Source organism: Anabaena sp. UHCC 0451 (assembly GCF_034931405.1).
In the GTDB taxonomy this organism is placed as follows: domain Bacteria; phylum Cyanobacteriota; class Cyanobacteriia; order Cyanobacteriales; family Nostocaceae; genus RDYJ01.
The window spans coordinates 38701-53526 of record NZ_JAYGHA010000024.1 but is presented as its reverse complement, the minus strand read 5'-3'; the positions used below and the strand labels follow the sequence as shown (position 1 = coordinate 53526).

Here is a 14826-nt window from a genome sequence, read left to right as displayed (position 1 = left end):
ACAATCAATAAAAGGTGATATCTGCTAAATATATAATCTGCGTTTTTCCAACTATTCACGAATTTTGACAACGAGATATAAGCAAATGGCAAAAATCACCATTACGGATTTACAACCCATTGATGCAGATAGATTGATTGGTTACATCAAGGATATAGAAGCTATATCTATATTTGGTGGAAACACTGATAATTTTTCTGAATTAGTGAATTATGGAATTAAGTCTATGGAATTTATCTTGTTGGCTTATGCTATCAATTCTATTTCTAATTTAGCTAGTTCATTCAATAGTCCTAAGTAAAATATTGGTATCATTTTTTTGATTAATTATTTGCCCAGCATCTTGAATTCTCATTTAAACCTATGACATTTCTTTTAAGTTCTCAAAATGTTTTTAACTATCTAGTTTCTCAAGGACTCTGTAATCAACAAGATGAGTCATTGAGTAAAATTGAGCTAAAACCTGCTAAAAATTTTAACTTGTTAATCACCTTACCAGATGGTCGTCAACTGTTGGTAAAGCAAGAGCGTCTGAATCGAGAAGGTAAAACACTGGGAGAGTTTTTAGATGAATGGCAAATTCATAATTTTTGCCGGACATTCCCAGAAATTAGTCATCTGCGCTCTTATATATCAGAAGCAATTCATTTTGATGCTGAAAATTCTATCATTGTTTTCAATTATCTCAATGAATATCGTGATTTAGCAGAATTTTATGCTCTTGAGCAATTATTTCCTACGATAATTGCTGAGTCAATTGGCAGAGTTTTAGCCTCAATTCATCGTTCAACGTTCAATATTGCTGATTATAAAAAATGTTTTCAAAGCTCCAAGGGTGAAATAGATCAAAAAACTTTGAATTTGACCAAAGGTTTAGACAGAATTACACCAGAAATTTTTGGTAAACTGCCTGCGGATGGGTTAAAATTCTTTTCACTTTATCAACGTTATGATAATTTGGGCAAAGCGATCGCCGATTTAAGTACAGATTTTAATGCTTGTTGTGTCACGCATAATGACTTAAAACTCAATAATATTCTGCTCTCCTTAAATTGGGAAACAGCAGCTGATCAAGAATCTGATTTTAGTAACAATATCATCCGTTTAATTGACTGGGAACGTGGTAATTGGGGAGATCCTGCTAGTGATTTAGGCGCAATAATTGCTAGTTACTTACAAATTTGGCTATATAGTATGGTAACTAGTAAAACTATACCAATTGAAAATTCTTTACGTTTAGCCTCAATTCCTCTCCAATTAGTGCAACCTTCTTTGTCAGCATTGGTGACAGCTTATTTAGCTAACTTCCCCGAAATTTTAGAGCATCGTCCTGATTTTTTAGAAAGAGTAATGCAATTCTGCGGTTTTGCGTTAATTAGGTCTATTCAAGCCAAATTGCAACATGAAAGAACCTTTGGTAATCCAGGTATCTGCATTCTCCAAGTTGCTAAAAGTTTGTTATGTCGTCCGCAAGCATCTATAATCACGATTTTTGGAATGGAAGCCTCATATCTAATTCCTGCAACCTTATCTTTTGCTTAATCTTAACTAACTCAATCCACCATACACTCTACAATCATGCAACTATCAGATTCTCTACATAATCAACTGGCAGAACTACCAGAACGATTGCAGATATCACTACAAGATATTGCCAATAAGATTGACATTAAATCCTATTACTCTATCAAACATCAAGACTACGAATCTGTTGACTTACCAGAGTCAATTACCTCTCGTTTTGAGCAATTACCTTTGGAAATTCAAACTAAGCATTTGTGTTTGCAGTTACGCAATTTTTTATACAGTGCCTATTATAACGTGGCTACAAAACCTACCATCAATTCTGATCAAGAGGAAAAAAATGATAAATTGCCGCCAAATTTTGAAAATAAGAATTTATTTGGCGTAGATTTAGAATTTTATGATCTCTTACATACCAGGAACAAAAGTGAAGGATACTGGAGTCATAATTGGCAGGTAATCAGGGAAGAAACAGATGGCACTTTGGCAGTGCATAAAAATGGGTTAACATTGCACGTTAATTCTGAATTGCATCTGTTACCAACAGACCAAAAGCTAAGTGTTGGTAAGTTTGTATCTATCAAAATGCCGAAGAATTTGGTACAGAACGGATTTTATATGGCTGTAGCTAATGCAGGTTCCCAGAATAATCATGAGATTACGCGCATTTACTTTAACTTCACACCAGAAGGGGCAGTAGCCGTGATGGAAAGTTTAACGGAGGAACTCAATCATATCGGTGTTTCTTTTTCATTTAAAGCACTATATAATCCATCGGAGTATAGACGTTATGACTCAGGCGTGCTTTACTTTAGCAAGGGCAAATATGAGGTAGTTCACCCAATATTACAAAAAATATATGCCGAAAATCAATCTTATTTTCAGGAGCAAGTACCTTTGTTTACTAAGCTGTTAGCGCCAGGGTTAGCTTGCGCTGAAGAACCAGATCAAAAATTTGGTGAACAAGAAAGTTTTGGGACTAATCGTTGTCAAATTATTGCTAATGGTTTAATTGACGCTTGGCAACAAGGTAATAATAGTCCAGAAGATCGGATGGCATCTATTTTCAAGCATTTTTCATTACATAAAATTCAATTACAACGTCCTTATCTTAATTCTAGGTCTAAGGATATTTACACTCTTCTACAGTAATTACATTTAAGCCTTCAGCATTAACAAGAATGTCTGAAGGCTGACGATTCTGTACCGATAGCGTTAATAAATTAGTTTGAATTCTCATCTTAGAGGTAGTAGTATGATTCAAGAAAATTTCGAGCAGCATCAACAGGTAGATCAGATATTTAAAGGTTCACAATTTCAAGAAATTATCAGAGCTATTGTTCTGGGTAAATATGCTTGGGCTTGTGTTTTATTTCTTCATTTTTCTGGATATGATCCTCTAGACTACATTCCTCATGAAACTTACACTAAGTTAATCCAAGAAAACTCTATATTTGCAGAAACTCATCAGCATCAGGATAAAAAATTAAAATTTCCCAGAATAAAATTAAGCTGGATGAAGTTGAATAGTGGTAAACATAGCTCGAATTAAATTTTTGGACTTGGTAAATTTATATAAGACTTACGCAAGTGTCACACCAAAAATCTGTTGTAGGATGCGTCAGATATCAAAAATCTGTTTATTTGCAGGATTTATCGAGTCTGACGCACCCTACCAATGTACCAGTTGCGTAAGTCCTGTTATAGTGTGAATAAAAAAGATCCCCGATTTCTGAGAGAAGTCGGGGATTTGAGTAAAAATCTAGATATCAAAAGGATTTTACTGCTGACTACTGTAATTTTTATCTTCTCCTAGCTGGGCGACAATTTCTAATGAGCTAACTTGTTCTTGTAACCAATTTGTAAATAAGTCTCCCATGATATTCAAACGCATTTGTTCATTTAACTGGGGTTTAATAATTTCTTCTACCATCATGATATGCGCTCCTTTAGGTGTAATGAGTGGTTTAAGAATTTGTGGTGGGTTAGCAGCAAAAATAGCCGCAGCAATTTCTGCTCTAAAATCGCTACGTTGACGGATACCTTGATATCCTCCAGCACGACGAAGTTCTGGATTTTGGATATATTGACGAGCGATTTGCTGGAAACTTATTTCTCCTTCTTGCAGAGCATAAAATATTTCTAAAGCTAAATCTTCATCATCTAATATCACTTCATAAATAACTGCTGCGGTGTAGTCGAGTTGGTGAGCATAAAAAAACGCTTCTACTTTATCTGCAAATAAATGATTGGCTAACTTTGTGGATAGTAAGTTAGTATGGGCTATTTCTTCAAAATTATCCAAAGAAAGATAATGTTTTTTTAGCCATGACCAAGTGTCTTCTGCTTTCAGCAAGTTGTTAGCTAATCGGAGGTTATCCGCTGCCTGTTGTAGTTCTTCTGTTTCAATTTCAATACCTTCTTTAGCAGCAGTATCAGCAATAATTTTTCTGGTGGCAATCACTTCTAATACATTAGGAATTTGACAAGATAGCTTAATATGGTAAAGAATATCTACCGGAGAAACACTTATAAAGTTTGACATCATTTAATTCCTCCAAGATTACCAAAATGTTCAGAATCTCAACTTATTAGATATAGGATGTTGTTGGTTGCAGGAAGTAGGAAATTTCATTGATAATCGCTCGCTGTAGAGACGTTCCAGCAGAACATCTCTAGTGATCTGTAAGTAAGTCGGCTCAAAAAAACCAAGGTATGTAACAAAATGTAAAATCTCTGAAAGTCTCTTCCCTCTTGCCTTTTGCCTCTTGCTTTGCCATAACGACAATTTTCAACGCCTACCTACTTAAATCAAGAATCTGATTGTTCACGACAGCTAATGATTAAAGTTCTAAACCATTATTTTGCAGCTTTTTAAACGGATCTAACATAAAATCAATAACGCGACGTTGACGGACAATAACTTCTGCGCTGGCTGTCTGACCAGGTGTTAAATAAATACGTTTATTACCTGTTTGAATATAAGGTTGTTCCAGGGCAATTTCTAACTGATATACTTCTGCGCGAGTTGGGCTATTTTCTTGAATCTTGGCATCAGGTGAAATCCAATTAACACGCCCTTTCATAACACCATACTCTTGGAAAGGATAAGCATCAAACTTGATTTTTACTGGCATTCCTACCTTAACAAAACCACTTTGTTGACTCGGCATTTGTGCTTTCAAAATTAAGGCAGCACCTTTAGGGGCAATCTGCGCCATCATTTGTCCTGGTTGGACAACAGAACCGGGCTTTTTAACAGGTAATTCAAAGATGATGCCATCAATAGGCGATCGCACCACGCGCTGTTGTAATTGGAACTCCAATGATTTGATTTGACTCTTGGTTTGAGTAATTTCTGATTTAACAGTAGTAATTTGGGTTTGCAAGTCTTTCAGCTGTTCCTGATTTTTTAGTAAACTTAATTTACCTGCTTGCACCACAGTTTTGTAACTACTTTCCTGCTCTTGTAAACGCAGTTTAGCCTGTTCAATATCTGATTGATTTTGAATCATAATTGATTGATAACGGCTCATTTCTTCCTGTAGACGCAACTGAGCTATTTGGATATTAGCTTTGGCTTCTTCCTGCAACCTTTGGCTGTCTTCTGCTGTTTTTTCCAATTCCACTAATTTGATTTGAGGAATTGCACCTTCCTGCAAAAGTAGACGATAGCGGGCAACTTCTAATAAATCTCGGCTCAAACGACTTTTAGCTAAACTATAGGCAATTTGGGTAGAATTTATGTTCTGTTTTACTTGATCAATTTGAGCTAATTTTTCCAATTTTTGTAAATGATAAGCACTTTGTTTAGCATCCATGTTTCCTCTTGCTTGATTAACTTGAGCGAGTTTTTCTAATATTTGAGACTGATTTTGCTGTTCTTGGATATTAATAGCCAGCAATACTTGATTTTTGAGTAATTCCAATTGTGCTTGGCGATTTATTAAACCTTCCAATTTAGCTTGGCTTTGTTGCATTTCCGTTCGCAGAACATCAGATTCAATTTCTACTAAAGCCTGTCCGGCTTTAACAGTTGCACCTTCTTTAACGTTAACTGCAATTACACTACCAGTCACTGCACTATCTAATTTTTGGGTTGCACCTTGGGGTTCTATACGTCCACTAGCATTTCCAGTTTCATCAACTTGAGCAAACATTGTCCAAGGTAAAACTATTGCTGTAAAACTAATTAGTAAATACAGCATTGAACGTGTCCATGCTTTCGGTAAAGCATCTAATAATTCTTCCGTACCATAAAACCAATCGTTTTCTTGATTGATGATCTGTTCATCTTGAATAACAGAAGAATAATCCTGTGGGGATATTAAAACAGCGGATGATGAATTATAAGTTGATTGTGGCATAACCAATTTTGGATGAAGGTATTAGATGTGAATACAGTTTGTGCAGGATTTCTATTCACAAAATAATTAATCTCTGATTTAGGCGAATCAAATCCTTTTATGCAGGACAAAATTTTCTTGACCAATGGGACATATAAAGGACTCCTATATATTAGAGACGTTGTATGCAACCAACGTCTCTAGATTTGGATTTAAAATTAGCAGTAGTGAATTGAAAACTCCCAATTCATTGATCACTGTTAATTGATTTAGCCCGTCGCCGTTATTTGTTGTTGATTGAGATAGTAATAATGTCCTCTTTTGGTGATTAATTCGTCGTGAGTACCGCTTTCTACTAAAACACCGCGATCTAGAACTAAAATCAAATCGGCATGGCGCACAGTGGAAAGACGGTGAGCAATAATTAAACTTGTACGTCCTTTGAGAATTTTTTTGAGATTGTTCTGAATGATTCGCTCAGATTCAGAATCCAGATGACTGGTTGCTTCATCTAATATCAAAAGACGCGGATTTCCTAATAATGCACGAGCTATAGCTAGGCGCTGTCGTTGTCCTCCTGATAACATTCCTCCCCCTTCACCAATTTGAGTTTCATAACCCATTGGCATGCGTTTAATAAACTCATCTGCACCAGCCATTTGGGCGGCTTCAATAATTTCTTCTAGGGTAGCTTCTGGATGAGCAATACTAATATTTTCCCGAATTGTTCCACCAAATAAAAATGTATCTTGGTCAACAACTCCTATTTGCGATCGCAGGGATTGCAAAGAAATACTAGACACATCTTGATTGTCAATTAATACTCTGCCATCTGTCGGCGGATATAACCCTAAAATCAACTTAGAAAGGGTAGTTTTTCCTGAACCACTCCGCCCCACAACTGCTACAGTTTGTTGAGGCAGAATTTCAAAGCTCAGATTTTCTAAGACGTTAATATCACTTTCTGGATGATAGCGAAATGTGACATTATCAAAGTAAATTTTACCCCGCAATCTCGGTAAAATTTGACGGGGTTTAAGTGCTAAATCTTCTTCTACCTCTGCTTCTAATACATCATTAATTCTCTCTGTGGAAATAACCACTTCTTGCAATTGATTCCACAAGATAATTAACCGCTGAAAAGGTTGGATAATATTGCCCAACAACATATTAAAAGCTACTAACTGTCCAATGGTTAATTGGTTCTGAATCACTAACCAAGCTCCAAACCATAGTAAGCCGGTACTGGCTAAAGATTGAATAATGGAACTAATAATTTGGAGTTGATTACCAATTACTTGACCACTAAAATTTTTCTTAGTCAAATTATTGAGCAATTCTTCCCACCGCCAGCGTACTGTTTGTTCAATAGCCATTGAACGAATGGAAGCAATACCAGATAAGCTTTGAATTAAGTAACTATTTTCTGTAGCTACTGCACTAAATACCTCACGGCTAATGCGTCTTAAAAAAGGTGTAGCAAAGAGGGCTAGAAATACAAAAGGTGGTACAATTGCCAAAACCAATAAAGCCATAGGCGGACTGTACCAAAACATCAACGCCACATAGATAAAGACTGTCAGCAAATCTAAAATAATAGATAGGGCTTCACCAGTGAGAAAGCGCTGAATTTTTTGATTTTCTTGGACACGAGAAATAATATCACCAACATAACGAGACTCAAAAAATGAGAGCGGTAAACGAAATGTATGTTTGATAAAACCTACTAGCAAAGCTACACCAATTCGGTTAGCTGTGTGGTCTAATAAATACTGTCTGAGTCCATTAATGACAACACGAAATAAGCCAAAAATTAATAAGCCAAAACCAACGGCGTTTAAGGTGGTGGTGCTACCTTGAACAATTACTCTGTCTAATAATAGTTGAGTAAATAAAGGTGTCACCAATCCAAATACTTGAATTAAAACCGAAGCTACAAATACTTCTAACAGGACTTGAGAGTGAGGTTTAACTAACTCAAATAACTGCCAGAATGGTGTATTAGCGTCTGGGGTTTCTTTGAGTGAGCTTGTCGGTTGTAATAACAACGCATAACCAGTCCAACCTGCTCGAAATTCTCCGATAGTGAGTTGACGTTGACCAATAGCTGGATCACCAACAATTACAGATTTTTTAGTGATTTCATAGACGACAATGTAATGTTTACCTTCCCAGTGAGCGATCGCTGGTAGGGGTTGTTGTGCTAATTTATCTAAACTGGCTTTCACCGGACGAGTAGCAAAACCAATACTTTCAGCAGCCGCAGTTAAACTCCGCATTGATGCCCCACTACGGTTAACATTGGACAGATCCCGCAACCGATTAATGCTGAAATTCTTACCCCAATAACGGCTAATCATCACTAAGCAAGCTGCACCACAATCAGAAGCACTTTGTTGTTCAAAAAATGGGTAACGTTTGCTAATTTTACGCCACCAATTGCCGGCAGTAACGGTGGGACTAGGAAAGTATTTTTGGCGTTGTTTCGGTTGTGCTTGAGATTGTATTCTCGTTTCAGTGGCTTGACTTATATGACGAGTTGTAGGTCTAATTTGGCTATTGATGACTTCATGAATTGAGACATTTTCTACATCAATTAATGTAATTAGTTGTGTCCAATTTTGTAGTGCTGTTTGCCAATCACTATCCTGCAAAATGTAGACTATTGTGGGTTTTATTGCGTGCCAATTTCCCTGTTGGGGATGGCCACAAATATTACCTGGTATTAATTTGATTCCTTGGGAATGCCGTAGTTCTCCCTGGCTGACTAGTAGCAGTTTGGCATTTTTAGTAATTTGGGGGTTTAAAGTACCAATTTCTAGATTTTGTTTTGTAAATAGGGATAATGCTGTTAACATTTCCTCTACCGATTCATGGCGAGGAAGGGTAGAGTTTTGGCACAATAACAGCAGTATATCCCAAAGTTCTGCCTTGCGGAGTAGATGATCTCGCACAGTTGAGAACTTATTAATTACTGCTTGGGGAAGATAACCGATTTTTAAGTTTACAGAAGCTCTGGCTACATAATCACTAAACTTCTGTTCAGGAAATAATGTCAACTCTCCAAAGGATGAACCAGAGGTTAAAGTGGTAATTAAATTATTTCCACTATCTAAAAGTCTGACTTTTCCAGCCAAAACCAGATAAATTCCTGGCGTTGCATTTGTCGATTGCCAAAATTGTTTAGCTGTTTGTGGTTCAATAATTTCTAATTCTTGAACACAATTTTCTAGATCATCCTTTGACAGAGAATTATCAAAAATCTGGTTAACTTGTGCAGCTAACTGTTCCTGAGAAATTGCTGATATCATTGCTTTATCTCCCAATATTAGTTATTGGTCTGAATCAAATTAAATGACCAATTAAAACTAGGTTCAGAGTTAGATTGCAAATCGCAAATCGTAATACCAGCATCCTGATTTTGAGCGTCTGTTGCTTGGGGGGAACTTTTGGGTTTAGTAGACAGTCCCATTTGTTTAAGTAGGCGATTAATGTGGCGATCGCTAATCTCAATCCCTAATTCATTCGCTAAATGTTTACTTAACCATTGAGCAGTCCAATATCCAAAAGCATAGCCATATTCACGGGGACTATGACTCACTAATTCTTGCAATCTTTCCAGATATTGCTGATTAATAGTCTTGGGTCTACCTATCCTTCTTTCATTCCATTTATGAGCTATACCAGCCTCAGCTATACCAATCCAATACCGCGCCATTTCCTGAGAACAACCGATAATTTCACAGATATGAGCTTGAGATTTACCCATATCTGCTAACAACATAATTTCAATCCGTCGTCGATATTCTGGTTGTAAATCAGCTTGCAAGTTTTTCAGCAACGTCTTCCGCTGAAAAGGCGTTAAAAACTTGCTCTCGTGTGCATCGTAAAGATCACAAACTTTGTTTTGATGAGAAGAGAATGACATAATTTTTACCAGTTGCCGAATACCGTAAAATTTGGTCAAATTTATCCCTGACATCTGTTATTAACATCCAGATGCAAAATTAACGAACGACTTTTACTTCTAGCTAACTAAATATTGATTGACATGATTTGCAACTAAAACTGGTTTAAACAGCAGTTTCTGGTAAAACACCTATAATTATTTAAAATTCCCGAAATCTTTCATCCTATAATGCAACTTGATCCAGCAACCTGACATTATTTAAGTTAGTTGGGTTTTAATGATCCAACAATGGTATAAAGTCTGTTTCACACATTGCAGCCTAAAAATAATTCATAATTTAGGTCATGACAGAAAGCAATCTATTTCTCAACACTAGCCTAATACTAGTAGTTTCTCATCAGCAGATTTTTATGAATTGGGAATTTTCTGCAAGAAAAATTCAAAAAAGCGAAATTTATTCATGATTTGTCTTGAGTCACTATTATTCATTGCATAATTTTCCTAATCTTCACTGAAAGCTGATCGAAGTTTATACAAGAGCTAAATATCTTTATTTAATCTTCATACTAATCTTACATCAAATTTATATTTTTTGCTCCAATACTTTAGTTCGATGAAATTCGATAATTTGAACTTATTAATCAATGGGATTTACTTGATTGAAAATTTTATGCAATCGTTCAATGTCAAGTATAAAAATCAATATTCTCTAGATAATCAACCAGATAAACCTCTACCTTGAGACATAAACATCCCTTTTATTACCTCTTATCACCCTATTACCATCGCAAATATACCAAGTTTTTATCTATCTCAAGGATGAGAGTTTTTAACTAGTTGTTTAACCTGCTAGTAATAGATAAATTGATTGAAAAATCGAATTTAAAAATCTCACTTTAGATGAATGATTAAATAATCAAGATAGTGTAATGTTTTGCAAACACGTAGAAAATATAACTAATTCCTGTGAGCAGTCAATAATCTGATAATGAAGTTTTTTAAAATTGATGTACTCATAAAAAAAAGAAGCTGTGTAATTTACCAGCTTCGATTATCTGCTATATAAATTGCCAATTTATACAGTGAAAATAATCCATATTAGGATAGGATTATCATGTTGGAAACAAATTGAACTAAAAGTGTAATAGTTCAAAATACTACCACCCAGAAGATTTCACCGTAATTTTTCCGCTTCCCAGGATAGTACAGGTGGTAAAGTTGATCAGTAGACCAAAAATTAACACCTAAAATATTAGAAAATTTTGATCACAATTTAAATTTTGGGGAAAGCCACTACCCCAATTTATAATTGTTTGCACTTCCTGGAAAACAGAACCACCAATAGTTACGGTTCATCTGTCTTGGTGCAAAAAGTAAACAATCAGCTGTTAGTATGATGCCTAACGGTAGGTTAGGACAACATCTATCAGTATTGTTATTTATAATTTATCGGATCTTACGGGCGTATATTTGCCATTATGGCAGAATCTTACACTCAGATGGGAGAGATTAAGTATGCGGGTGTTAAAAATTAGGGATTTAAAATCATAGTCAAATCGAGAACAAACCCAGGTAAAACGTTTTCACCAGAAAGTTGAGGAGGATTTGCAAAAGAGAAATTTAAAACTTCTACATTTTGTCCCGGTCGATATATTTCTACTAAAGGCGTTTGCGGGTCAATTAACCAACCTAAAAGCGCACCATTGTCTTGATATTCCCGCATTTTAGTACGTAATTTATCTAAAGCATCACTTTCTGAACGCAGTTCAATCACAAAATCAGGACAAATAGGTGGAAAGCGTTTTTTTTCATCTTTGGTCAATGCTTCCCAACGTTCTAACTTTACCCAAGCAGCATCAGGACAGCGATAAGCACCACTAGGTAATTTAAACTCGGTAGAAGAATCAAACACTTTTCCTAACTTGGTTTTACGATTCCATAAACCAAGTTCTATATTAATATCAGAGTTCCTAATTCCGCTTTCTCCACCTGTTGGGGGCATGATAATTAACTCTCCTGTGTGGGTAAGTTCTAACTGCCAAGGTTCGTTAGCAATGCAGAGTTGATAAAATTGCTCATCTGTTAAACCTACGGCTGGAGGTACGTTTAAGGTAAGGGTTTCCATAGGTGTTTTGTGAAAGGGTTAGTTTAATTATCGGTAAAAATTCATAAAAACGCAAATAAATAAGATCCCCGACTTCTTTTGTTTATTGTGTCCATAAATGATAAATTGATCTTAGAAGTCGGGGATCTGGGTATGAACGATTGGGATAGCTGGACAAAAATTTGATTAGGAGAAGTTACACTTCAGCAGCGTAATATTCCTGTTCTCGTTCCACAAAACTCTGGACACGATTACGATAGTTTTTTAAACTATCATCTACCCAATCGCGATCGCTACTATTAACAAATAAATGTACAATTGGTTCACTAGCATCAGGTAAAACTAACACCCAACTATCATCATAAGGTTGACAAATTTTCACCCCATCAATTAATTCCAAATTTTGGGCTGGGTGAGTTTCCACCAAATAACGCATCAATGCCCCCTTCGCAGTCCAGGGACAACGAATGCTATAATTCCGATGAATGACACGAGGTAATTCAGCGCGAACAGATGCAAGCGATCGCTCTTGAATTGTTAACATTTCAATCAACTTCGCAATACAAAACATGGAATCAAAGCCCGGATGAAGATGGGGAAAAATAAAACCCGTTTCACCGCTTCCACCCAAAACCACATTGGTATTTTTCTGACAAGCCTCCATCAAAGCGGTAGGATTTGCTTTCGTGCGAATTACCCTACCATCATGACGACGCGCCACTTGTTCTACCGCACTAGAAGCATGAACCGGTACAACTACCGTACCTCTGGGGTTAGATGTTAACATCATCTCCGCCATCAACGCCGTCAACATTTCCCCGCGAATTGGATAACCAGACTCATCCACTAAAATCAATTGTTCTCCATTCGCTGATACCTGCACCCCAAAATTTGCCTTTAGTGCTTCCACTACATGACCTAATTGTGTCAGCAGTCCTTCACGGGTAGTAGTTGTCATCGCGGTTTTATTTACACTCGCATTTAAAACCACCGCATCCGCCCCAAATTTATCTAACATCTGCGGTAAAACCGCCCCAGATACCGCATAAACATAGTCAATGACAATTTTTGCCCGACTATTACGCAAAGTACCCACATTCAAAAGTTTTTCAAAAGCTGTGCAGTAACGGTCAATTACTTGGCTAGGATAGGCCACATCACCAATTTCATGACTTTGCGCCCTCCGCATATCTTCCTTAAAATAAGCCCCCTCAATTTTCTTCTCTTGGGCTTTAGTGATATTAATTCCCTTGGCATCCATGAATTCAATCAGGATATAATCAGGACGGTCTGGATGTACGCGGACGTGAATACCCCCCGCTACCCCCATTGTGGGAATTATTGTTCTGGTAATGGGAATGGCTGTAGAATCAAGATTTTGAATATCCACACCCACGGACATCAACCCAGCAATTAAAGAACGAGTCACCATCCGCGATACATTGCGTTGGTCACGGGATACTGTCACCTGAGAACCTGGTTTTAAAGTTGAACCGTAAGCAGCACCCAATTTGACCGCAAATTCCGGGCTAATGTCAACATTAGCTAAACCTTGTACCCCACGTTGACCAAATAAATTCCTTTGGGCGGTGTTTCCCCAAATCAGGTTAATGTTTAAAACAGCACCTGATTCAATCTTTTTACTCGGCCAAACTCTAACACCAGGGCTGATTTGTGCCTCTTCTCCTACAGTAGAAAGCGAACCAACTACAGCAGCTTCTAATACATGAGCGCGTCTGTCAACACGAGTCCCACGGGAAATTACACAAGCGGATAATTGTGCTTCATCTCCTATAATTGCTCCATTCCAAACTATTGGCCGCTTTAAATTCGCATCTGCGCCAATGGTGACATTATCACCAATTATTGTTCCGTCTTCAATTTGGACTCTCGCCCCAATGCGGCAATTATCACCAATTACTGCCGGTGTTTCAATTCTTGCTGTCTGGTCAATATAAGTATTTTGACCTATCCAGATGCCGGCGGAAGTTTCTTGATATGCACACTCTAGTTTTACTTTCCTCGCTAAAGCATCATACTGCGCCTGACGATAAGCATCTAAATGACCAACGTCACACCAGTAACCTTGGGCAATATAACCATAAATAGGTTCATTTTTAGCCAATAGTAAAGGAAATAAATCTTTAGAAAAATCAGATTCTATCTGTTCTGGTAAATATTCCAAAACTTCTGGTTCTAAAATATAAGTCCCTGTGTTAACAGTATCGGAAAAAATTTCGCTGGTTGAAGGTTTTTCTAAAAATCGGTTGATGCGTCCTTCTTCATCTGTGATGACTACGCCAAATTCAATGGGGTTGGGAACACGGGTTAAAATTAAAGTCGCTTTTGATTGTTTTTGTTTGTGAAATGCGATCGCTGCTGTAAGATCAAAATCTGTGATACTATCACCGCTAATTACTAAAAAAGTTTCATCCAACAGTTCCGCAATATTTTTCACACACCCTGCTGTCCCCAAGGGTTGGTCTTCTTCCACAGCATAAGTCATCTGTACGCCAAAATCGCTGCCATCTTGAAAGTAATCTCGCAGGACATCGGGTAAATAATGCAATGTGGCAATTATTTCTGTAATCTGATGTCGTTTGAGAAGATTAATGATATGTTCGGCAATAGGTCTATTTAAGATCGGTACCATTGGTTTGGGCAGGTCGCAAGTTAAGGGACGTAACCGTGACCCCGAACCACCTGCCATTAGCACTGCACGCATAAATCCTCCAGTTTACAGTCAAGACTGCATTGAGATTCGTTATAAAATTTGTTTCTTCTTTCTTTAGTCTCCTATGAATATTGATTTTTGAGTAACTTCCAGAAGAAACATCTGTCAAACTTAAGTAATTTTACTAGTGTTTCTATTTTGTTTGTTTCCATAAAATTAAGTGCTATGATTGCTTCTATAGGACTCATATTTGAATTTTGAAAAAATC

General features: G+C 36.9%; 10 protein-coding genes. 4 read left to right on the top strand and 6 right to left on the bottom strand.

The genetic code is table 11. The annotated features are described in order from the left end of the window. The first annotated feature begins 85 nt into the window (after positions 1-85). The 4 genes from VB694_RS17145 (at position 86) to VB694_RS17130 (ending at position 3076) form a co-directional block, all read left to right on the top strand. The gene (locus VB694_RS17145; RefSeq protein ID WP_323361545.1) at positions 86-301 is read left to right on the top strand and encodes a hypothetical protein; all 216 of its coding nucleotides are present in this window, start codon (positions 86-88) and stop codon (positions 299-301) included. A 62-nt stretch (positions 302-363) separates the two neighbouring features. Next, entirely contained in the window at positions 364-1542 is a 1179-nt protein-coding gene (locus tag VB694_RS17140; RefSeq protein ID WP_323361544.1) for an aminoglycoside phosphotransferase family protein, read from the top strand. A gap of 36 nt (positions 1543-1578) precedes the next feature. Next, the gene (locus tag VB694_RS17135; protein ID WP_323361543.1) at positions 1579-2676 is read left to right on the top strand and encodes a T3SS effector HopA1 family protein; all 1098 of its coding nucleotides are present in this window, start codon (positions 1579-1581) and stop codon (positions 2674-2676) included. Between the two features lie 103 nt (positions 2677-2779). After that, the gene (locus VB694_RS17130; RefSeq protein WP_323361542.1) at positions 2780-3076 is read left to right on the top strand and encodes a HetP family heterocyst commitment protein; all 297 of its coding nucleotides are present in this window, start codon (positions 2780-2782) and stop codon (positions 3074-3076) included. A gap of 228 nt (positions 3077-3304) precedes the next feature. Here VB694_RS17130 and VB694_RS17125 read toward each other — a convergent pair whose 3' ends face one another. From VB694_RS17125 to VB694_RS17100, 6 genes are all read right to left on the bottom strand, one after another. Beyond that, complete coding sequence (locus VB694_RS17125; RefSeq protein ID WP_323361583.1) at positions 3305-4069, bottom strand: peptidylprolyl isomerase; 765 nt, start codon at positions 4067-4069, stop codon at positions 3305-3307. A 298-nt stretch (positions 4070-4367) separates the two neighbouring features. Beyond that, positions 4368-5891 carry an HlyD family efflux transporter periplasmic adaptor subunit gene (locus tag VB694_RS17120; RefSeq protein WP_323361541.1) on the bottom strand — a complete coding sequence of 508 codons (1524 nt, stop codon included), beginning with the start codon at positions 5889-5891 and terminating at the stop codon, positions 4368-4370. Between the two features lie 248 nt (positions 5892-6139). Next, positions 6140-9181, bottom strand: a complete 3042-nt coding sequence (locus tag VB694_RS17115; protein WP_323361540.1) for an ABC transporter transmembrane domain-containing protein — start codon at positions 9179-9181, stop codon at positions 6140-6142. A gap of 17 nt (positions 9182-9198) precedes the next feature. Next, positions 9199-9798: a helix-turn-helix domain-containing protein gene (locus VB694_RS17110; protein ID WP_323361539.1), complete on the bottom strand. Its 600-nt coding sequence runs from the start codon at positions 9796-9798 to the stop codon at positions 9199-9201. A gap of 1513 nt (positions 9799-11311) precedes the next feature. Further along, positions 11312-11905, bottom strand: coding sequence for a Uma2 family endonuclease (locus VB694_RS17105; RefSeq protein WP_323361538.1), 594 nt, complete (start codon positions 11903-11905; stop codon positions 11312-11314). Positions 11906-12080: 175 nt separating this feature from the next. Further along, on the bottom strand, positions 12081-14609 hold the full coding sequence (locus VB694_RS17100) for a mannose-1-phosphate guanyltransferase (RefSeq protein WP_323361537.1): 2529 nt from the start codon (positions 14607-14609) through the stop codon (positions 12081-12083). Positions 14610-14826: the final 217 nt, after the last annotated feature.